Origin of the sequence: Deinococcus proteolyticus MRP, assembly GCF_000190555.1 — a bacterium.
Taxonomy (GTDB): Bacteria; Deinococcota; Deinococci; order Deinococcales; family Deinococcaceae; genus Deinococcus; species Deinococcus proteolyticus.
In genome coordinates this window covers 165,874-187,419 of record NC_015162.1, presented here as the reverse complement: position 1 = coordinate 187,419, position 21,546 = coordinate 165,874, and the positions used below count along the sequence as shown (strand labels likewise).

At 59.9% G+C, this 21,546-nt stretch carries 19 protein-coding genes; 2 read left to right on the top strand and 17 right to left on the bottom strand.

Annotation, left to right across the window (positions count from 1 at the left end):
- Positions 1 to 6: 6 nt before the first annotated feature.
- The 7 genes from DEIPR_RS12650 to DEIPR_RS12620 form a co-directional block, all read right to left on the bottom strand.
- Entirely contained in the window at positions 7 to 900 is an 894-nt protein-coding gene (locus DEIPR_RS12650) for a DNA/RNA non-specific endonuclease (RefSeq protein WP_013615974.1), read from the bottom strand.
- A gap of 302 nt (positions 901 to 1,202) precedes the next feature.
- Complete coding sequence (locus DEIPR_RS12645; RefSeq protein WP_041223089.1) at positions 1,203 to 3,824, bottom strand: type IV secretory system conjugative DNA transfer family protein; 2,622 nt, start codon at positions 3,822 to 3,824, stop codon at positions 1,203 to 1,205.
- 71 nt (positions 3,825 to 3,895) lie between these two features.
- Positions 3,896 to 5,287, bottom strand: coding sequence for a hypothetical protein (locus DEIPR_RS12640; protein ID WP_013615972.1), 1,392 nt, complete (start codon positions 5,285 to 5,287; stop codon positions 3,896 to 3,898).
- On the bottom strand, positions 5,288 to 6,763 hold the full coding sequence (locus tag DEIPR_RS14355) for a hypothetical protein (protein WP_013615971.1): 1,476 nt from the start codon (positions 6,761 to 6,763) through the stop codon (positions 5,288 to 5,290).
- Positions 6,760 to 9,411, bottom strand: a complete 2,652-nt coding sequence (locus tag DEIPR_RS12630) for a VirB4 family type IV secretion system protein (RefSeq protein ID WP_013615970.1) — start codon at positions 9,409 to 9,411, stop codon at positions 6,760 to 6,762. The genes DEIPR_RS14355 and DEIPR_RS12630 overlap by 4 nt, the downstream gene beginning before the upstream one ends.
- Before the next feature lie 4 nt (positions 9,412 to 9,415).
- Positions 9,416 to 9,799 (bottom strand): hypothetical protein, encoded by a 384-nt coding sequence (locus tag DEIPR_RS12625; RefSeq protein WP_013615969.1) that lies wholly within the window; start codon positions 9,797 to 9,799, stop codon positions 9,416 to 9,418.
- Between the two features lie 94 nt (positions 9,800 to 9,893).
- The gene (locus DEIPR_RS12620) at positions 9,894 to 10,253 is read right to left on the bottom strand and encodes a hypothetical protein (RefSeq protein WP_013615968.1); all 360 of its coding nucleotides are present in this window, start codon (positions 10,251 to 10,253) and stop codon (positions 9,894 to 9,896) included.
- Between the two features lie 152 nt (positions 10,254 to 10,405).
- On the opposite strand from DEIPR_RS12620, the gene DEIPR_RS12615 reads away from it, so the two are divergent.
- Both DEIPR_RS12615 and DEIPR_RS12610 read left to right on the top strand, forming a co-directional pair.
- Positions 10,406 to 12,424, top strand: coding sequence for a hypothetical protein (locus DEIPR_RS12615; RefSeq protein ID WP_013615967.1), 2,019 nt, complete (start codon positions 10,406 to 10,408; stop codon positions 12,422 to 12,424).
- A gap of 61 nt (positions 12,425 to 12,485) precedes the next feature.
- The gene (locus DEIPR_RS12610; RefSeq protein WP_013615966.1) at positions 12,486 to 13,001 is read left to right on the top strand and encodes a hypothetical protein; all 516 of its coding nucleotides are present in this window, start codon (positions 12,486 to 12,488) and stop codon (positions 12,999 to 13,001) included.
- On the opposite strand, the gene DEIPR_RS12605 is transcribed toward DEIPR_RS12610, so the two are convergent.
- The 10 genes from DEIPR_RS12605 to DEIPR_RS12555 form a co-directional block, all read right to left on the bottom strand.
- On the bottom strand, positions 12,949 to 13,467 hold the full coding sequence (locus tag DEIPR_RS12605; protein WP_013615965.1) for a hypothetical protein: 519 nt from the start codon (positions 13,465 to 13,467) through the stop codon (positions 12,949 to 12,951). The genes DEIPR_RS12610 and DEIPR_RS12605 overlap by 53 nt on opposite strands.
- Positions 13,464 to 14,255 (bottom strand): hypothetical protein, encoded by a 792-nt coding sequence (locus DEIPR_RS12600; RefSeq protein ID WP_013615964.1) that lies wholly within the window; start codon positions 14,253 to 14,255, stop codon positions 13,464 to 13,466. The genes DEIPR_RS12605 and DEIPR_RS12600 overlap by 4 nt, the downstream gene beginning before the upstream one ends.
- Positions 14,252 to 14,914 (bottom strand): COG1361 family protein, encoded by a 663-nt coding sequence (locus DEIPR_RS12595; protein WP_013615963.1) that lies wholly within the window; start codon positions 14,912 to 14,914, stop codon positions 14,252 to 14,254. Before DEIPR_RS12595 ends, DEIPR_RS12600 begins: the two co-directional genes overlap by 4 nt.
- Positions 14,915 to 15,224: 310 nt before the next feature.
- A complete protein-coding gene (locus DEIPR_RS12585; protein WP_013615961.1) occupies positions 15,225 to 15,806 on the bottom strand; it encodes a hypothetical protein in 582 nt (193 codons plus the stop codon).
- Positions 15,807 to 16,046: 240 nt separating this feature from the next.
- Positions 16,047 to 17,471: a DNA-directed RNA polymerase sigma-70 factor gene (locus DEIPR_RS12580; RefSeq protein ID WP_013615960.1), complete on the bottom strand. Its 1,425-nt coding sequence runs from the start codon at positions 17,469 to 17,471 to the stop codon at positions 16,047 to 16,049.
- A 144-nt stretch (positions 17,472 to 17,615) separates the two neighbouring features.
- The gene (locus DEIPR_RS12575; protein ID WP_013615959.1) at positions 17,616 to 18,791 is read right to left on the bottom strand and encodes an NADAR domain-containing protein; all 1,176 of its coding nucleotides are present in this window, start codon (positions 18,789 to 18,791) and stop codon (positions 17,616 to 17,618) included.
- Positions 18,792 to 18,876: 85 nt separating this feature from the next.
- Positions 18,877 to 19,185, bottom strand: a complete 309-nt coding sequence (locus DEIPR_RS14265) for a hypothetical protein (RefSeq protein WP_013615958.1) — start codon at positions 19,183 to 19,185, stop codon at positions 18,877 to 18,879.
- A gap of 86 nt (positions 19,186 to 19,271) precedes the next feature.
- Positions 19,272 to 20,492, bottom strand: a complete 1,221-nt coding sequence (locus DEIPR_RS12565; protein ID WP_013615957.1) for a hypothetical protein — start codon at positions 20,490 to 20,492, stop codon at positions 19,272 to 19,274.
- Between the two features lie 80 nt (positions 20,493 to 20,572).
- Entirely contained in the window at positions 20,573 to 20,845 is a 273-nt protein-coding gene (locus DEIPR_RS12560) for a hypothetical protein (RefSeq protein ID WP_041223085.1), read from the bottom strand.
- Between the two features lie 124 nt (positions 20,846 to 20,969).
- Positions 20,970 to 21,503, bottom strand: a complete 534-nt coding sequence (locus DEIPR_RS12555; RefSeq protein ID WP_013615955.1) for a hypothetical protein — start codon at positions 21,501 to 21,503, stop codon at positions 20,970 to 20,972.
- Positions 21,504 to 21,546: the final 43 nt, after the last annotated feature.

Genomic DNA, 21,546 nt, shown 5'->3' with positions numbered 1-21,546 from the left:
GTGGGGTCATTGTTTGAGGGGCATGACGCTGGGGCAGAGGGTGCCGTAGTTCAGTTCGTTGAGGTCTGTTTGGGGGAAGTCGGTCCAGAACTCGCGGAATTGATGGAGAGGGACTTCATAATCTTGGAATTGCTGACCGCTGAGTTTGGTCATGGTGGTGTTGGGGAGGACCCAGAGGCGGTAGTCGTTCTTTTCTTTGGAGTACCAGAGTTTGAACAGGGCGCTGGGGATGGTGATGGGGCTGTCTTCTTTGAGGGGGCCGGTGTTGCCGAGGGTGCCGGTGATGACGGTGAGGCTGCCCTCGCGGGCGCAGGCGCGGGTGGCGGCTTCGAGGCCGTTCCAGGGGCCCTGGTTCATTTCGGGGTTTTGGGGGACGATGTTGCTCATGAGGAAGGATTGGCTCATGGCGTCCGGGTCGTACTTGAAGTCGGCGGCGGGGGCGAGGTGGCCCCTGTCATAGCCGGTGCCGGTGTAATCGTCTGGGGTAGCGCGTGTGGAGTGGAGGCGTTGGTCCTCGCGGAAGTCGTCGGTGCGCTTGGCGGGGCCATTGCTGTTGAGGCTGGTGAGGTGTTGGGTGACGGCGCGGGTGAGGTGGTCGCGTTCGGAGTAGGCGGCGAGGTAGGCGGGGTTGCAGAGTTGGATGAGGGGGTCTCCGATGTAGGAGACGGGGAGGTCCAGGTCTGGGTTGAGGCGGCCGTTTTCGGTTGGTGGGGTGAGGGGGGTGGCGGCTTGAGTGGGTGTGGTGTTGTCTTGGCCGGGGGCTTGGGGGATGTCTGTGGTGGCGAGGGTGCTGGTGGTGGTGGTCACCTGGCTGGCGGTTTCCGTGGTGACGGTGGTCTGGGTGGTCGTGGTGCGGCAGGCGGTGAGGGTCAGGGTGAGGCAGAGGAGGAGTCGCTTCATGCGTTTCAGGATGACTGCAAATCTGGTTGGTCCGCCATGTTCTCAGGATTAATTTTCCTAGTACAAAGGTAGGCGCAAGACCCCCCTTTCCCCCCCATCCCCACCTTCTGACTGGGATTCTCTCTCCTGTCTTCTTCTACTCCGCTTTTGCCACGGCTGGAGCATGGGGGAAAAGACGGGGGAAGAGAGAGGAGAAGTGCGGGGGGGGGAAGAGACGGGAAGCGGAGGCGGAAGCGGGGAGGCTGTTCGGTAATTCGGTGAATTAAATTGCTGGGGACAGGAACCGGGAACATGCCCCCCTCTCAGCCATGCAGGTGTTGCTCATCCATCTCCCGCTGCACATACGCCTCCAGTTCACCCTGGTCCTCTTCCTCTTTTTCATAGTCCTCGTCCGCAAAGGATGCCGGCATCATCACTGCTTCCGCCAGCTCCTGATCCTCCGCACTGCCTGTCCACCCTGCGCCCGGCATGATGGCTGCCGCTGGTGCTGGGGCCGCAGATACCGCAGCCTCCGCCGTATGCGTTTCTTCCATGTCCACGGGGTTTGCGAGTGGACTGCTGTTTTCTTCTGCTTCCGCCAGCACTTCCATAAACCGGCGCGGATCACTGCGGTCGATCTCGATATACTGGGCTTTTCCTACCCGCTTCATCAAAGACATAGGCGCTTGTCCAAAAAGAGAGGTACAAATCTTAAACCGCAGCAGCACAATGTCCCCACGCACAATCGCCTGCAGCTCCGGTGGTTCACTCAGGGCCTCACGTTCTGGCGTGCTTTCAATTTCTTCTTTGTGATGTTCCAGCCAGCCGTTCAGTTGTCCGAGAAGCGCTGCTTGTTCCAGCTCGTCCATCAGGCGAGCCGGCAACAGTTTTTCACCCTCCGCACTTACGCGCAGCGACTGGCCTGTGCGGCCACTCAGATACTTCTGTACGTAAAAGCCGTCGACCAGCTGCTGCTCTTCTTCCGTACGTTCCCGGATAAACTCAATGTACAGCCGCTCTTTGTTTGAGCCAGAACGCCGGAACTTGATCTGTGGGTCCTTCAGCCAGCGTTGCAGCTGCTCGCAGAACCGGTCTTCCACGTCCGGAATATGCTGCTGCACCTTGATGCCGAAGGCCCCCGACTCCAGCAACTGGGTGGTGTATTTCCCCATGTTGACTCGCTCAGGGTTGACCTGCTTGTACAGGGCATACAGACCGTTGGGAATGCCGCGGGGAATGTCCTGTCCTTCCAGGAATTCGTCTTCGATAGCGGGCATGAACGTGCGGATTGGATCAACCCCGCGTGAACTGATAATCGCTTCCATCGCCCGGAAGTGGGGAAACTCCTCTACAGGCAGCAGGGGCCGGGCCACCTTCTTCATGCTGACGCCGCTGCGGGTCGCTTCGTCCAGCTGGGTGCCCATGAAGGCCCGGCGTGAATCGGTGTCCGAGAACTCGTAAACAGTCGTGTCGCCGATATAGTCCGACAAGACCTGGCGCTCGTCCGCATCAATGGCACGTGGGTAGAAGATCTTGCGCCCGATCACGTTGGTGGTCAGCGCTTTAGAATAGTCGTCACCATACACCACCGAGAGCTGTGAGAGCGTCTGCAGCCCGATGTGATGCGAGACGTTGTAAGAGCGCAGTACACCCAGCGAGCGCATCATGTAAGGCAGCTGTCCCATCGCAGGAAACTCGTCAAGGATATACGCGACGTGGCGTTTAAAGCGTCCGCCCTGAGCCTCGGCTTCTTTCATGATCTGCTTGTCGATATAGCGCTTGACCAGCTGCAGCAGAATGACGCCGTCACCCTCCATCATGTATTCCTGCTGGATGCCCACGTACAGCATGGTGGGCCGGCGGAACGCCGCACGGACATCCATGTTCTCACCCTCCAGCCCCTGGGTGGCACGGGCCACACGGGGATCGTAGAAGATCTTCAGCGCGTTCTTGATGCCCTGCAGCACCGAGGCCACTTCCTTGTCACCCTGCGCGAAGACGCCCTTGAGGTTCTGGACCACGTCACTTTCTTCGTTGATGCCTCTTTGTAATTCAAACCACTCTTTCAACTCTTGAGGGGTAAAGCGGGAATAGCGCAGCAGCTCCCCAAAACTGGGATGTTCACTCTGGGCGACTGCCAGGATGAACCCGGCCAGCACGCCACGGTCGCGGTCCCGGTAATGCTTTCCAGGCTCGGGGCCGTACTCGGGTGGGGGCATGATTGTTGAGGCCATGCTGAGCGCTGAAGCGTAATCGGTCACGCTTTCCAGCAGTGGCAGCCGCATCGTGTTCTCGGCAAAGGGCGTGAACAGCATCACGTCGCGGCCTTTTTTCTTCCAGTAGCCCACCATGTCGAAGAATCCGGAATCCGCCTGTGGAAACTTCATGTCGATGACGATGATGGTGTAGCCCAGGTGGGCGGCCAGCATCATCAGAGGCCGGAAATAGCCGCGGGTCTTACCTGCGCCCACCCCGCCCATCACCAGCACGTTCTCCGCGAGGTCATTTTGCCGGACGTACAGGGGGATGGTCTTCTTATAGTCGATATCACCGTCCCGCTTCACGCTCATCAGGTGACCGAGGTACCCGATCAGCTTGTTGTCGCCCTTGCCGTGTGAGAGATACTGTTCGATGCCCTTGTCTTCTGCCTGGGCCCACCAGGCCATACCTGGGTCCTTGACCACATACTCTTTGGGCTTGGCTTTCAGCCCATAAATGATCAAGCTGACCACCAAAGGGGCCAGCCAGATATAGGGATAGTTGGCCTGTAAAGCCTTGTTGTATGCTGCCGTGCATTCCAGATGGTTGAGGCAGGCAAAGGCGAAATACTTCGGGTTGACCACAGTGTTCCAGCCAGCTTCGGCCAGAGCACCCATGACCTTGACCGAAGTGGTCCACAGTGGAATCAGGGCGACGATGACGCCGGCAATGACCAGGAACAGCAAGCCCAGGGGGAGCTTGCGAACCCCCTGCTGCTTGCTGACCGAGCCGGCAAGTGGCTGTTGACCGTGTGTGGTCACCGTTTACCCTTTCCCCAGCCATTTGCTTGTGCGACCTTGGTGATGGCCGTCGCCGCGCCCGCAGTCTTGGAGTCGATGGCCTTGGTGGCGGCGTGCTGAACCATGCCACTTGCGTTGCCTCCAAGGCTGCTGCCTGCGCTGCTCATGGCTCCAGCGACAGGATTACTTCCGACACCGCTGGACTCACCACCGCCCATTGCCCCCATCACTTGCATTACGACTGCTGGGACACGGCGAATCTGAAGAATCAGGATGGAAAAGGAAATAACAATAGCGATGACACCCAAGACGATACCCATCACGCTGTCGTACAGGGTTGATCCGATAAACTCAAACATCTGCAGCTTTTTTACACCGTTTAGCGCTGTATCGAAGCATCCAGAAAAAGCAACATCTTGGGCACCGGCAAAAAGAGTCTTACATTCTTCCCAATTTTGCCGAGATGCCATCACCTGGTTCTTGGCCTGGTTGGCACTGACTTCCAAGGACTGCTGCATGGAAGCCAGCGGCGCTTTCATGGTGGTTGCCAGCATAATATTCATCATGGCGGGCGTGATCATAATGACCAGCAGTTGACCGACGGCAAGAGAGAAAGCATTCCAGGCTGCACGTTTTTGGCCCAGCGCCGTAATTGCAACGAACAGGGGAAACAGCATCACCAACAGCGTCATCATCAGGCCACTGGAAAAGACAATGGCTGCAAAAATGCCATAGATGCCCAGCAAAAGCACGAAGGCCCAAGAGGCTGGTGTCAGGTCACCAGCAATATTGTTGCCATCAATTCGGTTCAGCGCCCGTTCATTGGCGTAATCCACGATGTTTTCCAGCGCAGCTGGATCCTCGAAATTGCCCATGACTTCCATAATCTGCTGGTTCGCCTGAATCTCTGCGACAGACGCGGTGTATTCCCACATGGCTGCACTGATTGCTTTGGTACCGTCAATGACGGTTGTGTTGATCTGCTCGTTGGCCATGCTTGCCGAGGCCACGTACAGGCTTTGCCAGCCGTCGAGGAAGGTCTTGGCAATCGTGTAGCCGGGGCCACTGTGAGCGCCGTAACCATTGATCATGGTAAAAGCGATGCCTGAATACAGCAGGCTCAAAAAGGTCTGGTTCCAGCTGTTGGTTGACAGCGCCCGGATCATGGCAAAAGCGGCCCCGGCGAAGAGCAGGCCTTTGCCGACACTTTCGGCAAATCCGGGCACGCCATATTCTTCTAACTGGGTGAGGGTGTTGTAAATCCAGCAACCAGGATCAGGGACAAAACTTTCCAAGTTGATGCGTTGTTCGGCGGCTGAGGGAATTTCGCTGACGCAGCCCGCCGCTTCAGCCACCCCCAGCGCCAGAACCAGCACGAACAGTGCTGTTCTGAGCGCTTTGACGTTCATTCAGTTGTCTCCCATCAGGTCGATACCCTTAATGCTGCTGCCGTCCATGTTGTTCTTCACGCCTTCAGCCAGATTTTCGGTGTATTGCTGGCTTTTTTGCAGGTTCTCCTGGGTCACGCGGTTCTTGGCCTCGATTTGATTCATGATGATCTCGGCTTTGCCCAGGCGGTTTGTCTGAATTTCCTGGAGAATGCTGTTTAGGGTTTCTGCCTGGGCCACCTCTACAGCGGTCTGATTGGCCAGGGCGCTGGTCAGGGCGGCCGAATTCAGAGCAGCGACCCGCAGCTGCTCCAGCTGGGTGGCCGTGCTCAGCTTCAGCAAGTCCTCGGTTTTTCTGGCGTTCTTGACGGCGCTGGCTGTTTCCTGGCGGAAAGCGGTCGTTTCAGCCGCGACTTTGTTTGCTTCCGTTGCCGTTTTCTTGACTGCTTGCAGTGCAGCGGCGTTGGAGGCATTGCGCTGAGCGTTCAGCTTCATCTGGTCCAGAATGTTGTTGGCTTCTTTGGCCGCGATATGTGCCATGGGGCTGCCACTTTGTTTGGCTTTTTGCCAGTTCTCCCGCTGACGGTTCGTCAGAGCGGCCTCAGCAGCTTGTGCCACCGCTTTGGGATTGTTCTTCACCTGCTCACTGGTGAACTTCTGGTTACTGCCCACCATCTTCATCAGATGGTTCGTATCACCGGCCATGTTCTTGTATTGCTCTGTGGATGCCACGCCCGCAGAAGTCTGGACAATGTTCTGTACCGCCTGGGTAAATTTACCGGTGTCGTTGATCTGCTTGACCAGGGGTCCCAAGTTCGCGCTTGGGGTACCCATGCCCAGAAAACCCAGCAGTTGGCTGACGCCGGGAATACTTCCCAGCAGATTGCCGATGACCGGCAGGTCCATGATGGCTCCCATCATCGGTCCAGCAGCAGCCAGCCACTGCATGCCAGGAATCATGCTGACGATGCCGGTCAGGCCACCACCGCCCAGCAGACCACCAAGCAGGCCGCCTCCACCCCCGCCGCCCAGCACACTGCCAAGTATTCCGCCCAGGCCCCCTCCGCCGGTCAGGCCACCCAGCAGGCCGCCAGCGCCACCGCTCAGCAGGCCGCCCAGGGGACTACCGCCCAGAAGTCCTGTCAGCAGACCGCCCTCACCACCGCCCAACAGGCCAGCAAGAGGACTGCCTCCCAGCAAGCTGGAGAGACCACCACCGTTCATGACGCTACCCAGCACGCTGCCATTCAGCAGGCTGCCAGGGTTCAGGTTGCCGCCCAGCAACTGTCCGAGCAGGCCGTCACCTTGTTGGCCCAGCAGCCCACCAAGTGAGCTGTCAGGAAGGCCAAGCAGATTGCCGATTTGCGTCTGAAGGTTCGGGCTGACTTGCTGTGTGGTGATTTCAACACCCTGACGCGCCTGCGGCGCTGCAGCCAAAGCGGGAGCGGCCACATTCAGTAGCAGCAACGTGGTCATACCAAAGACTTTGATGTTCATATTCTCCTCCGGGTGCGCTGTTCGTGCGCGAGTTGCAAGATGGCTTCGGACCGGCTGCCATACCTCTGGGTGTATTCGGCTCTACGCTCTTTTTCCTCCTTCCGTGTGGTCACGGTCCAGTTCTTTTCGGGACTCATATATAACTGGACCACGTCCCCGATGGCTCCCTCGTCGCCGTTGGTGCGGTTGATGACCAGGTACTCACCCATCACACCGGGATCGAGCGTGAGGCTCTTGGCCAGGGCGGCCACCCGGTCGGACAGACCCATCAGGGGCTGCAACACGTTCAACTGCTCATCGGCGAGGCCGGTCATGATCACCCAGCTGGCGTTGTTGATCACCCCACCCAACTTCTCGAAGTCCTTGACTTCCTGAGAGGTGCCGATGGGAATCAGACCCATCGAACGTCCGGTCTTGAACCAGCGGTTGACCAGGGCAGCCAGGGCAGGTTCATCCGCCAACACCCCCAGCTCCTCGAAGATGCCGACTTTGGTGCCCGGTGTTTTGGTGGCCAGCTGGAAAATGTATTCCGACACGATCAATATGCCCAGCTTCTTGATGGTGTCGTTCTGGTACATCTTCTCCACGTCAAAGCACACACATTCGCTGCTGACCTGCACGGTGGTTGGGCCGTCGAGAAAATCGCCCAATACAGAACCGCCGCCTGCAAGATAGGGCTGCATCAGGGCGCTCAGCTCGGCTTTGACGATTTGAAGCTCTGGCGAGATGGCGTCGTTGCCAATGCGGCTGAGGGTGCTCAGCGTCTTGACGAAATCGCTCAGCGTGCCTCCGATATAGACCTGGCGCACGCCTTCAGGATGGCCCGGGTCGGGAATGTCCTTGGAGCGGATGTTGAAAAACTGTTGCAGGGCCGCTTCGATGACCGTCTGATGAGCGCGGCTGGTGATCAGGTCCAAGCTGCGGAAGACCGCCACGATATACGACACCTTTTCAGGACCGGGCATGTCCTCGCCAGGCGTGGGGTCGAAAATATTGATGCGGGCACGTTCACCGTTTGGGAGCCGGGCGTCCGGGGAAATGGGAATCACCTGACCGCCCAGCGAGTAGGCCACCTCGTCATAGTCGTGTTTGGGGTCGAGGATAAAGGCCTTTGCACCCTGCGGCACCATGTTCAGCAGGATGTTCATGTTCCAGACCGATTTGCCGCCCCCCGACTTGCCGATGACCATGACCCCGTAATTGCTGCCCCCCTCTTTGAGGTTGAGCCCGGTCAGGCCGCCGTGGCGGTTGCGCAGGGGAATCAGCGGATTCTTGGCGCCTGTCCAGGGGCCGTACTTGGGAAAGGTGTCAGCCACATTCAGGTCATACCCCGAAACGCGGTGGTAGGTCAGGTCATCCGAAAAGGGCATGACATTGAAGTAGGTGCGGCGCAGCTGCTCGTTGGAGATGATGGCATGTGCCCCACTGATCATGCTGAACTCCGAGTGCGTCTGTTCCAGCAGGCTGGTCAGCTCCTGACGGGTCTTGGCGTACAGCACCACCGTAAAGCCCATGCGCCAGAAGTGCTTGCCCCGGTACTCGGCTTCCTGCATGGCCTCAGTGGCCCGCATCAGCTTGGAGGTCGATGACGCTCCGGCGTTCAGCACCGGGTTGTTGATTGCGCCGTCCAGTTCATTGATGGCCGTATCAATCTTGCTGCGTTGCTCGCCCTGCTTGAGGTGCTCAAAGTCCACCATGATGTAGAAGTGATCCCCTCTCAGGTTTTCCAGCAGGCGGTTCATCAGGTAGGGATGGGTGGTGTTCCCGCCTTTGGTCAGGCTGACACAGCCGATCAGGCGGTCACCCTGGGTCAGGTATCCAGGGTTCTCCGTGCCCAGCTCGGTTTCGGCCACTTGGTACCGGGCGGTCTGCACGGCGGTGCTGCGGTCTTCCATACTCCTGGCATCCAAACCTCGCAGGTCCAACTGCTCGGAAAAGGCTGGGGGCAGACTGCCGGCCAGGTTGCCGTTGAGATACTTCCAGATCAGCCGCTTGACCTCGACATTGCTCATGACTTTGGGGCGCAGGCCCAGACGGCGCAGACGCTGCAGCAAGCCGGTGCGTCGGGAGTTGACGGTGTTCTTCTGGGCATGAAACTCACGCTCGGTCAGGGGAATATTTTTCTTCTTTTTGGGAACGCGCACGTAAAAAGTCAGGAAGAACCGGGTGGTGGTAATCTGGCCCCGTTCACGGGCCAACGCCAGATCCTCACGTTCCATCTTCTGAATCATGCTCATCAGGGGGTCACTGCTGCCCGCCTGGTGCTGCATAAAATGTTGGAGGTACTGCTCTGGAGCCTTGATGCGTTCGATGATCAGGCGTCCGCCTTCTTCCATAGGTACGCCCTGGTTCAGCATCACGCGGATGGCTTCGCTCAGCTGGGCCGCGTTGCCGATGCTCATTTCCAGCGACGTGACCGGTTCTATCTCAAAGCCGTACCAGACCCGTTCACCCTCCCGCAGGAACACCACGCCGTCGTCCGGCTCGGCATAAGGCAGGGTTTCGATCAGAGACCGGTTGGCAAAGGGCCGCTTCAGTGCTGCAGGGCCGGTCGGCTCACCCTTCTTTCCTTTGGGGGACGGGGTAGTCGGCGTGGCCTTGCCGCCGGAGCGGACATATTCGAAGAAGGTGGTAAAGGCATTGGTCATGGTTTTACTTTGCGTGCGAATCTGGTTGGTTCACTGCTGGGCCGCGGATGTACAGCGGCATCGGCTCAGGATCGTTGACGATCTGTAGGTGGCCGGGATTGGTGAAGTAGTAATCGTAGATGCCCTGCCAGTAGCCTCTGGGGAGCTTGTCGTTCATGTCGCGTACCCACGGGATGATGTACATCTTCCACAGCCCGGCTGTCAGGATCATTGGCAGAAAGCCTGAGACTCCTTGCAGAGTTTTCCCCCAGGTGGCATCGAGGATCTGGTAGAAGATGAACCCTGCGCCTAGCGTGGCGAACAGCAGGTTGCGGGGCAGGCCCATACGCTCGAAGCCCAGGTCATCGAGGTTCGGCCACTCGGCGGTGTGGTCGGCGGTGTCTTCCATGCTTGGTCCTTAAGGTGGAAGGGGAAGAGATGACCCTATGTCCCTCCCCCTGCCTGAATTTTGAGAGATCGTGTGTGACGTTAGGGAAAGTTGCTTAACCTACTCCTCCTGCCGTGCAGGTTGCCATTCCGAACAGGCTCATGATGGTGGTGAAGTTGGTGGTCAGCAGAAAGCCAACGCCGCCACCCACGATTTCGGGAATGCCGTCCCTACGGGTGGGCAGCCATTTGATGAAGCCGAAGGCGGCCATTGCCAGGGCGATGCCTTTGACCAGGATGGAATCTTCGATGCTGAGCGCGAAATCGCACAGGCCAGAGCCGAGGTCACCAGTTGCGCTGTCGATTTTGAGAGCGTCAGCGCCACCGACAGCCATCAGGGCAATGATGATGCCGGCCATCAGCAGGGTGGAGAGAATGAGGTGCTTGTTCTGGGCGGTCAGGGTGGTCTGGTGCATGGTGATGCTCCTTGATGGGGATGTAAGGACTCCGGGTGTGGATGCCCTCCGACTTCCATCATGGGTGCGAATCTGGTTGGTCAAACTACAAAATTGTAGTTTTGACCCGACCCAGTGACTGAACCAACCAGATCAGCAGTCAAGATGTGGGCATGTCGAAACTGATACTGGACAGAGACCGAATTGAGGGGTTGAGGCCGGAGCTGGAACGCCTCGGGTTCAACACGGCTGAACTTCCCGACCCCAACACGCCGGAGTGGGACACCCTGGTTGACCAGGTTTCCAGAGCAGACCTGGTGCTGGGGCAGGAGCTGTCGAACGCTCCATACGACCCGGACGAGCTGGCGAGCAGTGAGCTGGTCGAGGCCCAGGTCAAAAATGCGCGGTCCAAAGGTGGGATTCGGGAAATTGCCGCACCTTACCTGACCCGCAAGTCGGTCAACGGGGATGAGGTGCCGAACTACCCGCTGTTCCGCAATCTGGCTGTTGGAGCGGCTGTTCTGGCATTTCTGGGACTGGCGTTTTACAAGCCTTCTCCTCAGGAGGAAGTGGCGACGGTCAGCAGTACGACCACGACCACGACGACCACGGCGTCTGGAGTGCAGACTGAGGATGGCGAGGTGACAGCGATTACTGGGCCGGGCAGCGGTGTCGCCCGCAATCCGATGTTCGAGGACATGGTGGCTGGAAACGCGGGCAGGACAGAGACGGCCAGTGGCAGCGCTGCTGATGATGGAGAAGCAGGTGGACCGGTCCCTTCTGCAACCATCACACCGGAACCTTCCGACACCGTGACGGTCCAGACCACGCCTGTGACGTACCCGGAAACAGCCAGTTATCCGGATGCGGTGAGCTACCCCAGTACCCAGGTTTCGGCGGTGGAGTATGGCGGTACTGGCGCACAGGGGGCGCAGGCCGCTGAGCCGTCTGCTGAGGACCTCGCTGCGCTGGAAGCGTTGCTCGGGGGAGGAGAGCCGGCCAGCGGCGGTGTGACGCTGACGCCGGGAGCGGGTGCGGCGTCTGCCAAAACTGGACAGACGGCACAGGCTGGACAGACCGGGCTACCCGAATCGGATGTGGTGCTGCTTCCTGCGGACCTGCCTGCACAGTCCCCGCCTCTGCTGTCACCTGGCGGCAACGCCGCAGCTGTAAAGCCGACGCTTTCAGGCAGTGGTGCGCAGGGCACCGGAGGCCAGGGCACGTCTGGCCGGAGTCTGTCGGCCAGTGGTGGTGCCCAGGCTTCAGGCGAAGGTGGAACAGGTGGGTCTTCTGGGTCTTCGCGGGGATTGCTGGCTTCCGCTTCTGGGCAGGGAGAGCAGGGTGCTCAGGCACGCGGATTGCAGTCGGTTTCTTCCCAGGGGCAACAGGGCGAAGGGGCAGGCCAGACAGCCCGTGTGGGCCTGATTTCGCAGGGTTCGCAGCAGGCTGAAGCGGCAGCCCAGGGGGTCGTGCTCAAATCGGTGGGACAGGCCCGTCAGGAGCAGCAAGGTGCAGTGGCCGGGTCTGGAAGTTCCGAGTCCGTGTCGCAAGCTTCGGCTGAACAGCCGCAGATGGTGTTGGCCTCGGCGTCCTCTGCGGGTAAGGGAACCATGACGGCCGCCTTTAGCAGCAGTCGGGCAGCACTGCCCAAAGCTGGTGAGCAGCGCCCTGGTGCGCTCTCGTATGGCGTGGCGCTGGTGGTGGCCGGCAATCAGGGTTCGGGGAGTGCAGCCGGGGGGCAGATTCCCGTGTATGTCCGAACGGCCGACGGCGTGGTGTGGAAAGGCACCGCCTCGTTGGACGGAGCCAAACGGGTCCAGATCATGTTCGATCAGGCCTTGATTCAGGGGGAAGTTCATTCGATTGCTGCGGACGCGTACGGCAGAGACGGCTATCCTGGTATCCCTGCGAATATCAGCACCAAAGCCCCTACGTTGGCGGCAGATATCCTTAACGGCTTCGGAAAGGGTGCGCTGGCTTTCGGGCAGGCGTATCTGAACGGCACCCAAAAGACCCAGACCATCGGTGGGACCACGACCACGACCCAGGAAACCAGACCGAACTTCTGGGTGGCCGCAGGCAGCGGTGTACTCACGGACGCTGTGCGTTTTCCGAACACTCAAGGCGGTCTGGTGGCTGTGGCTGAGATCAAACCGGGCACTCCAATCTCTGTGGTGGTGCGTGCTCAGTAAATACCTTCCTGGGCACAGGCGGGTCAGGTTGGCCCGCCTGGACTTACAGGTGGACCGTGTTATGACGCTCAGGATGGCAGAGCAGCGGTACGGGATGTCGGCTGAAGAACTCCGCCCCCATTTCGCCCTCCGGGAAGTCGAGTTCAAGCCCCTGAACGTCTCGAACCGTTCTGTGCGTGCGACGTTCATTGCTGCAGATGAGGCGCTGCTGCGCTGGACTCCAGCCTGGGAACTGGCCCATCTGGCCGGCACGGCGCAGCTCCGGACCCAGCTGGGGGCGCGGGTTGAAGACTGGGTGCCTGAACCCGGTATGAAAGCGAATCGCCCGGACGCCATCTGGCAACCGGGCGAACAGGTGGTGGCGGTGGAGTTTGACGCAGGGTATCCGCCCAAGATAGTGCGCGAGAAACTGCGCACATTTGCGGACTTCGATCAGGTGGTTTGGGGAACACCCAGTCCCGTGCGGGCGTCACATCTTCGCAGCCGTTATGCCTCGTCTCAGCGGGAGTTTGTGGTGACAGACATTACTGCCAGCGTGGCAGCACAGGTACGATCCGCAGCTTTGGGCGCTGGGTAAGCCGTTCCGGGCAGGGATGCAGGATGATCAGTTCAGCGCCTCTGCTCAGCAGGTCCGGTTCCAGTTTGCGCCAGTGGTGTTCGACTGTCTTGTCGTCATAGCCGTGGCCGGTAAAGCGCCCCAGCAGGGGAGAGTACCGGCCTGCTTTCCTGACATTGCGGTAAGGGCTTTTGCCGGGGCTGAGCAGGTCGAAGCCCAGGTCCTTGAGCACAGGCCAGCTGTCTTGCTGGTAGAGGGTGTTGGCCACCACCGTTTCGGACGGCAGGGTGTGATGTTTGCCCAGCAGCCGGCTGCCAGCAGGCGACAGCACCAGGCCTGGTCCCAGCGCAGTGAGCACTTCGTGGACCAGGCCAGCGCCTTGCAGGACATCGGTAGGAAGCCCCAGCCAGTGGGTGCCTGGGCGCACCGTCCGCCAGAGCTTCAGCAGCCGCAGGGCGCGCTGAAGGTCTTCTGGCAGGACAGTCACGGCAGCGTGGCGGTGATGGTGAACGGCTCGGCGCTGCCAATGATCACGCCGGGCCACTGGAACTCGCCGTAGGCGGCGGTGGGCACGGTGATGTTCAGGCTGCTGCTGGCAGGAATCAGATAAAAGCGGTCCAGTGCGGTAGGCATGCCGCCGATGCGTAAGTCCTTACCGTCCAGTGCCAGATCGCTTTCAAGGGTATTGTTCAGGGTGATCTGCAGGTCCATACCCGTTCGTTTCAGGTCGGCTTGCAGGTAACTGGGAGCGGCCGCCCGAACTCGGCCTTCAGCTTTTGGGAAGACGGCACCGGGCAGGCTCGCAGTCATACCTGCGTCCGTAAGCGGGCCTCCAGGCCTGGATACAGCGGAAATCTGGGCGCCGGGGCACTGGGTACCGCCAGGGGGCAGGCCGGGCAGCACCATGACATTCTTGTTGCGCCCACCTTCACCCGACTTGATATCCACCCGGAAACGCGGCGCTTTGCTGTCCGTGGTCATGACCAGTACCGGAGTGCTGCCGGTGTTGCCGACAGCGGCCATCACCAGGCGGTTGTCCACCACCTGACGGTCGATCACCCCTTCACGGGTAATGAACGAATCGCGGATGGTTTCAGGAAAGGTGATGGTCCACAGGTCGCCGGGACGCATTTCCAGCAGACCTGGGCAGTGTTCCAATTCATCCATGTAGTAGTTTCGAGTGATGTTGTCTTCGAGATACCGGCTGGGCACCGTGGCGGCCTGGGCACCCGTGCAGCTGAGCATACCCAGCAGTATCAGGAGTGATTTCTTCATTTGGGGGCCTCGGCTTTCGTGACGGTGACTGGCAGTGTGGCCTGATAGGTTTTGCCGTTCAGTGCGGTGCTGGCGACGATGATGTAGCTGCCCGGGACGGCCGAAGCGCCGGCGGATACCGTGACCGTGGTGCCGTTTTGAACGGCGGTGATGCCGCTGGGTACCGTCAGGCTCACTGCGGGCAGGTCCAGGACGTTGCCGTCCTGGCGGAGTGTCAGCGCGGTCGCCATACTCTGTCCCTGGCTCAGCGTCAGCGCGCCAGGAGTAAATGCCAGTGCGGCCGTATCCGGCTTGGTTTCGGGAGCCGCAATGGTCACCGTAAAGGGGGCTGAGCCCTTGCCTGAAGCGTACGTGCCCGTCACATTGAACGCGTACGTACCAGGGGCAGCCTGAGCGGAAGCGGTCACGGTAAAGCCGCTGTCATCCGGAACAGCTGTGATTTGCGAGTTGCCGAAGGCCTCCACCTTGGGTGCGCCCAGCAGCTGGTCGCCGCTTTTGGCCGTGACCGACACATGATTGCTGGCACCGGGTGTCAGGCTGACCTGGCTGGGAGTGAGCTGCAGCGTGATGGGCACCGTGAACGGGTTCTCGAAGCCGCTGCCAGGCGCTCCACAGGCAGTCAGGCTCAGCAACAGGGCGGGCATCAGTAATCTCTTCATAATTCTCCTTTGCAGTGACACCAGGGCGTGGAGTCTGGCGCCATGATCTGAGGCACAGCTCTGGAACAGACCGGACAGAACCGGGCAGCTTTGCTGACGGGATAACACTCGATGACTGTGTGTCCCGACGCGTACTGTCCTTTTTCCCAGGCTTCTACACCATTGCCAAGATCAAGCTCCATCAGGAACTCTGCCAGCTCCGTTCTTGAACGGACGTGACACTCCACAGGCAACAGGGGAGGCGCGTAGGTGATCCGGACCAGTCTGCTCACGTCTCCTATCATGCCTGCGAATCTGGTTGGTTCGGTGCTTAAAAGGGTTCGTCGCTGTCAAGTTCTACAGGGCAGGGGACCGGCTTGTGTTCGCGTTCAGGGCGCACGGTCTGCTGGTCGGGAAACACCCTGCTTCCCCGCATGGCACGGGCGCGGGCCAGCCGCTCCTGACGTGAGGCGCCGATATCTAAGGGGGTGTCGGCCAGCTCCCCGATTTCATCGTCGGCTTCTATGATTCGCCGCAAGGTTTCCAGAGCGGTCGCGGGAGCAATCCCCTGAAGACGTTCGTCGTTCAGCAGCCGGCTGATGTCCTCTGCAGCATTGTTGATATGGACGCGGGCCAGCTCGGCAGCGTACTGGTCCTCAGCACTCACCACGATCAGGTGCCGTTCGCTGGTGGTCACGTTCAGCAGGTCTCCCCCGTAGAGGATCTCCATCAGCCCCAGCGTTTCCGCGGCCCGGCGCAAGTGACGCGAGTCGATCAATCGGTCCATGTTCACGTTGCCCTGGAGATTCAGCATCACAAAGCCGTTAATCACCGTGTGAGAGCGGTAAATAGAGCTCAGACCGTAGTCAGCCAGCACCTGTTTCACAAGCTGTTCTTGAATAGAAGTGTTCATAAGTTTACATTGCCTGCTTTCAAAATCATCTGTCAATACATATAAAAAGGAAAAGGCCCGATGAAATGAATCATCGGGCACCAGGACGCAGTGCCTGGGTGTTCCCACTGGTAGGGAACGGGGTGACGGTTTCGCGGTCAGCGGCTCGTTTTACGCCGGGCGGGGGCGGGGAATGATCGTCCCAAAGAGGCTTGAAACGTAGGGCGGAAGGTGCTCAGAACCGGAGTTCTGAGCTGGACCTCAACTCAGCCGGGTGGCTTTGTCGCGGCCATATTCGGAGAAGGACACATCGATGATGCGGCAAATCTCCTTGGCATGCTTGATGCGCACGCCATAGTTGCTGGCCAGGGTGGCGAAAGCAACCGAGTCACTATTCTGGTGCGCTTCGAGAAAGCGGTCCACAGGAATGCTCATCGCAATTTCCCACAGGCCAGATTCCTGAAGTTTTCCCGCAATGAAGCTCGCGTCGGCCAACTGTCCCTCAGAAAACTCAGGGATGGCGGCCACCTGCGGCAAAGTCCAGTTCTGCGGCGTGCCAACCAGAAAGGTCAGTACGAAATCGCGTTTGGCGAATCGCTGGAACTTTCTGCGGTTGGGGCGCACGTTGATGGTCTCGGCGTCAATGGCTTTGTGGGCCACTTTCGGCTTGAACGCATCAGTGAACTCCTGCCGGACCAGCACCACCCTTTCTTCTTCTCGGTCCCACTCAGGCTCATAGCCGAGGAGATCGGCGAAGGTGGTCTCACTGTCCTCGTTCAGGGTTGCGTCGTAAGACACGACCGTTTTGAGGTTGTCCATGATCAGCTTGACCTGACCCAGGGACCATTCTTTCTCAGAGAAGGGGAGGCCCTTCACTGTGCGGTGACGGCGCATTTCGGCCTGCACCAGTGCGGGGGTGATGTCCTCGCGGCGAATAGGTCTTGCGGGCCGTGCGAACACGGCGCGCAGGCTGCGGCGGCTGGTGAGCTTGACGCCCAGTTCCAGCAGCTCCGCTTTGGCGGCCTTCAGTTCGCGGGTGTGGTACCCGGTCACTGCACGGTCCCAGACGCGGGGCTTATTCAGCCCTTTGCCAGTGAAGATGGCCGTGGTGTTGGTCTTGTGGCCGTTCACGCCGTCCACCTGGGCGTACCCGGTGTGGATGGGGGCGTGAAGTGCACCCTCAAGCTCGTTCATGGCTGTGAGCACAGCCACTTCTTTCCAGCCTTTCTGAGTGGTGCCTTCACCGAGCTGGCGCTGGCGGCCAAACTCAACGGGCAGCGCCATCCGCACGAAGGCGGACAGGCTCATGCCTTTGCCGGCATCCCAGCGACCTATCACCTGCCAGAGTGCGGCATACGCGGCACTCATGGCGTCCTGAAACTCCACACCATAACGGCGGGATTCCTGCACGGCCAGCAGCAGTGCTGTGGGCGCGTGGGCCCGGAACAGCAGCTGGCCGGCAGCGGCCTTGACGTTTTTGGTGAAGTCTGAGTCCAGGATGCGGATCAGGTCCACCTCTTGCGCTTCAGTAAGCAGGACGAACTCCTGCTCGACAGCGCGGCGGGCGATCTGAAACTGGTCTAGAACGCCGCCTACCGCTTCGGCTGGGCGGGTGCTCTTTGCCATGGTCAGGACGGCTTTGGCGGTCAGGTTGATGCGGGGTGCAGCTTTGGTTTTGGTGGTCATCTTGATTCTCCTTGGGCTTGCGCCCTGGAAAAATCGGGGGCGCAGTTCCACGCGCACCCCCGAAAAGGGTGTAGGCACGTGGATGCCTTTGGAGCTGCCAGTCGCCACGAATGTGGCGTCCCCGGCGTCAGCTGGGGAGGGGCACTAGATGGCCTTGAGGTCTTGACGGCGGGCAACATGCCGCTGGCCGTCAGGCAACTGCACAGCCACCGCCCTAAGGTTTTTACCCTCTGGGCTTTCCAGCACCTCCACCCGTCCCCATTGGGGATGAATGGCGTACCGGACGTCCTTTTTATCGGACTCGGTGTATCCGGCTTTGTTGGCCCAGGCGGGGTAGGCGTTGATGACACCTACTCCTTGCTCTTTGGCGTCCTCCACGCAGTTGTGGGTTCCGCCGGGCGTGCCGTCGTACATGGCCAGCACTGCAGTGCAGTTGTCGACCATGAACTCATTGCGCCATTGCATGGCGGCCTTGATGTCGGCTTCGGCCAGCTCGTTGGAGCCGGTGACGACCACGTACTTGGCCTTGCCGAGCAGGTCGTGATACTGCTTTTGCGTCTGCTTAGGCCAGGCATTTGCCTGACCAGGAAACGGCACGGCAGCCACGAAGGGCACGCCCATGATGTCGGCGGCAATGGCCAGGGCGGTATCCCACCCCAGCGCCATGCCGGTGATCACGCAGCTGGGCTGCAGCTTTTGCAGCTGCTCCAGCGCGATCTCAACCAGCACCTCCTGGGGTTGCCCGAAGCAGCGGAGCTGCTCTTCGGTCATGCCAGCGCGGATCTCCTCACGCACCTGCATCAGCAACTTACCGAGACGGTTCTGTCCCTCGCCCTTATAGACGCCCCAGAAGGCATCCTTGTGGGCGTTGTTGTGAATCAGCGGCACCAAGCCGGTGCCGAGCAGTTGCTCGCGGTAGACCCGGTGGGAGAACTTCTCCCGGAGCAAATCCAGCATGACCTGTTCCTTCATGTCTTCCCAGTCCTCGCGGAGCTGGAGAGCGCGGCCGATGGCCTTGGCTTCTTTCGGAGAGGGAGCGGCGGCAATGCGCCGCTGAATGTCCACGTCCCCGGTTTTTGCAGCCTGGAAGGCCGCTTCGAGGGTCTGAAACTGCAGTGCGCCGTAACGCACCGCTTTCTCACTGTGGAAGTTCCCCAGGAAAGAGAAGGGGCCCGTGAAGCTGGTCACTTCCTGCAAGCCAGGAAAGCCGTAGCCTCCCAACTTGTCGGGGCGGTGGCCGGTACCGGCCAGAACGGAGCCTTTGGTCATCTGCTGGGCCAGGTAGCCCAGTGCGGTGGTACTATTGCTCTTGGTTTTCATCTTGATTTCCTGTTCCGAAAGGAGGCTGTGTCCGCAGCCCCCTTTCTTTTTGAGTAAGGGGCTTAGGGCCTTCTGCCGGTATGGTTCAAGCGTCGTGATACCGAGCGAACATATCTGGGTACCGGTGCAGCTGCGAGAGCCGCACGCTGTCCAGTCCGAAGGCCAGGTGGTGACCTTCGTACTGCTGGCGCACCCGATTCTTGATCCGGATGGCCGCCTCGAAAGGCGCGCCGTAGGCGAACTGGGTTTCCCCATCAAGGGTGAACTCCAGCACCTGCAGATCGAGGCTGTTGCTCAGAATGGTTTCGGCCAGAATGTCGTCCTGCAAACCAAGGTCTGCGAGGATTTCCTGGCTAAAGAAGTTCCGGGCTTGCTGTTCGTATGTGTTCTGCATCTTGATTCTCCTTTGGGGGGCTGCGCTGCACCGCGTCCCCCACTAAAAAATGAGGGGTTAAGTGCGTGCAGCACCTGTCAGGAGGCTCAGTACAGGCCGTTGTGCTTGGCCCAGATGCTGTCCAGCGTCTGTACGGACTTGCCGTACCGCTCGCTGAATAGGCTCTGAGCCAGACTGATCTGCTCGGAAGAACCGAGGGTGATCAGCTCTGCACCCAGGCTGCCCAGCTCATCGGCCAGGTCGTACCGGGCACGCTCCAGGGCCCTCCCTTTCGGGAAGCTGCCGCAGAAGCGGGCGTCGGTGCCAGCGGGTTCAAACTTGTACCCGGCCAGCTGACTGCTGACGGTCTTGAGCTCCAGCCGCTTGGCGGCCATGATGGCAGCCTTGCCAACCATGTCGTCGGTATTGGCGGTCACGGTGAACCGCCCCTGCTGACCCACCTTGCGGCGGAAGGCGGCCTCAAAGAGGTCCACCAGCCGGTCAAACGCCAGAGCCTTGAGACGCCGGGGCACCTGAAGAGAGTCCCAGTCGCCACGAATGACGACAGAACCACTGATCTCACGCTGGACGCGCTTCATTGCTTCTGGCTTGCGCTTCAGCGGGGTGTAGGAACGGTCCTCATCCTCCAGCCAGGGCTGGAGTTTGAACCCGTCGTACAGTCGGCGAGCTTCGGCCACCTTCTCACGGCTCATGGACTGGAGCTGGTATACCACTTCCTGGTCTACGTCGCCCTTGTCCAACATGGCCAGTGCTTCTTCAGCGGTCGTGGCGGACGAAGCCGCCGTACCGCCGAGTTCAATGCTCTGAAGCTTGTGCTCTCCGTGCGCCCAGTCTTCAGGCTGAGTGTTTGCTTCCTGCTGCAATTGCTCCGTATCGACAACAAAACTAATGTCGTCCAGGGCTTGCAGCGCACTCAGCGCTTCCAGTGGGATGGAGCCTCCTCCCAGGCCGTACTGCACCTGGGGGGACAGCATGTCCCGCTCGGTCAGATCGAACTTGCCCATGCCAGGCACCGTGATGGTGCCGCCGCGGACGTTCTTCGCCGCAGCGAAGATGGCGTCGCGCACGATGGCCTGGGCCATCCGCTCGGCCTGGTTGCCGTAAGCCGGCATGGGTAGCACCTCGCGGGTGAACCCCTTCTCGAAGGCCTTCGCCTTGCACTTTTCCAGCCACTCACGGGTGTCGCCGTGCTCTTGCAGAGCTGCGAACATCCGCTCTGCGGAGGAGGCTTCAGCCCGACCTTTCGTCCGAGCAATCAGCTCGGCGTAAGACACGGGGAGGGTCAGCGGGTTTTTAACTTTCGTCATCTTGAATTCCTGTTCCGGAGGGGGATCTAAGCCCCTCCTAAGAGTGGGGGGCTTAGATTCCGTATCCGTAGAGGAATCAGTCAGTCAGTCGTCCAGTCGTCGTATTGCAGGCGAAAGTTCTCATCGATCAGGCAACCGTTCAGGTCACCCATCAGGACGCCTTGATCGATAAAGAGGCGGCGCTCGTAATAAGCGCCAGTATCGTCTGCGCGCGTTCGCTGGGTCAGGTCAAAACTGACCCCCCTTGCGGACTGCTGCAGGAGCTGGATATCGCTATCCACCCATTCTTTGCCCATGGAGGGCAAAGAGCGGGTGCGCTCCAGGGCAGCTTCCATCAGCTGCAGTTTGGACATTCTGGCCATCTTGGACTTCCTTCCAGGGGTTTAGCATGCCCCTGAGCAAATAAGGGGGCACGTCCACGCGAGCACCCCAGGTGAATGAGGTGCGGGTGCGTGAACACCCGGAAGTCGTCAGACTTCAGTTGTAAAAGTCGGGACTGCCGTCCCAACCCCAGTCTGGCTCGCGGTCAATGCCGCCGCCATCGCCATTGTCGTAAGCAACGACGTCAGGAATCGCATCTCCGTCTGCGCGGACGTATCCGGGTTCTTGCAGGCTTGGTTCTGCCTGCAAGGCAGTCCTGGAAGACTTGGCCCCCGTGGTTTTCCGTTGTCCTTCAGCTTTCGCTTTGGGATGTGGAGCTTGGGCGTCCACTTCAGGAGAACCCATAGCGGGAGCGACAAGGCCGTCGCTCCCAAGATCCTTTCGGATGTCGGCGATGAGTGTTTCTTGCCCACCGTACTTATGCAGTGCGTACTCCACCAGGGAGACTTCCTGCACCAGGGCCGTGCGGCCCCTGTCGGCAACAATGGCGAAACCCTTGCGGGCGGCCAGAGCCACAATCTCGGCGGGTATCGCTTGGCCCTTATCGGCCACGAAAGCCACCAGGTAGGCCGTGAGGCCACCTCGGATGTAATCGCCCTGACGGATACCAAACAGATTCACTCGGAACATCTTGATTCCATTCCGGGGGGGCGAGCGCCCCCCCTAATGAAAA

Bases quoted from the DNA above. Each gene is read 5' to 3' on its own strand.
- DEIPR_RS12580 (WP_013615960.1), bottom strand. From the start codon at position 17,471: ATGACCACCAAAACCAAAGCTGCACCCCGCATCAACCTGACCGCCAAA.
- DEIPR_RS12595 (WP_013615963.1), bottom strand. From the start codon at position 14,914: ATGAAGAGATTACTGATGCCCGCCCTGTTGCTGAGCCTGACTGCCTGT.
- DEIPR_RS12575 (WP_013615959.1), bottom strand. From the start codon at position 18,791: ATGAAAACCAAGAGCAATAGTACCACCGCACTGGGCTACCTGGCCCAG.
- DEIPR_RS12625 (WP_013615969.1), bottom strand. From the start codon at position 9,799: ATGGAAGACACCGCCGACCACACCGCCGAGTGGCCGAACCTCGATGAC.
- DEIPR_RS12560 (WP_041223085.1), bottom strand. From the start codon at position 20,845: ATGTCCAAACTGCAGCTGATGGAAGCTGCCCTGGAGCGCACCCGCTCT.
- DEIPR_RS12610 (WP_013615966.1), top strand. From the start codon at position 12,486: ATGACGCTCAGGATGGCAGAGCAGCGGTACGGGATGTCGGCTGAAGAA.
- DEIPR_RS12615 (WP_013615967.1), top strand. From the start codon at position 10,406: ATGTCGAAACTGATACTGGACAGAGACCGAATTGAGGGGTTGAGGCCG.
- DEIPR_RS12600 (WP_013615964.1), bottom strand. From the start codon at position 14,255: ATGAAGAAATCACTCCTGATACTGCTGGGTATGCTCAGCTGCACGGGT.
- DEIPR_RS14355 (WP_013615971.1), bottom strand. From the start codon at position 6,763: ATGAACATCAAAGTCTTTGGTATGACCACGTTGCTGCTACTGAATGTG.
- DEIPR_RS12650 (WP_013615974.1), bottom strand. From the start codon at position 900: ATGAAGCGACTCCTCCTCTGCCTCACCCTGACCCTCACCGCCTGCCGC.
- DEIPR_RS12640 (WP_013615972.1), bottom strand. From the start codon at position 5,287: ATGAACGTCAAAGCGCTCAGAACAGCACTGTTCGTGCTGGTTCTGGCG.
- DEIPR_RS12630 (WP_013615970.1), bottom strand. From the start codon at position 9,411: ATGACCAATGCCTTTACCACCTTCTTCGAATATGTCCGCTCCGGCGGC.
- DEIPR_RS12620 (WP_013615968.1), bottom strand. From the start codon at position 10,253: ATGCACCAGACCACCCTGACCGCCCAGAACAAGCACCTCATTCTCTCC.
- DEIPR_RS14265 (WP_013615958.1), bottom strand. From the start codon at position 19,185: ATGCAGAACACATACGAACAGCAAGCCCGGAACTTCTTTAGCCAGGAA.
- DEIPR_RS12585 (WP_013615961.1), bottom strand. From the start codon at position 15,806: ATGAACACTTCTATTCAAGAACAGCTTGTGAAACAGGTGCTGGCTGAC.
- DEIPR_RS12565 (WP_013615957.1), bottom strand. From the start codon at position 20,492: ATGACGAAAGTTAAAAACCCGCTGACCCTCCCCGTGTCTTACGCCGAG.
- DEIPR_RS12555 (WP_013615955.1), bottom strand. From the start codon at position 21,503: ATGTTCCGAGTGAATCTGTTTGGTATCCGTCAGGGCGATTACATCCGA.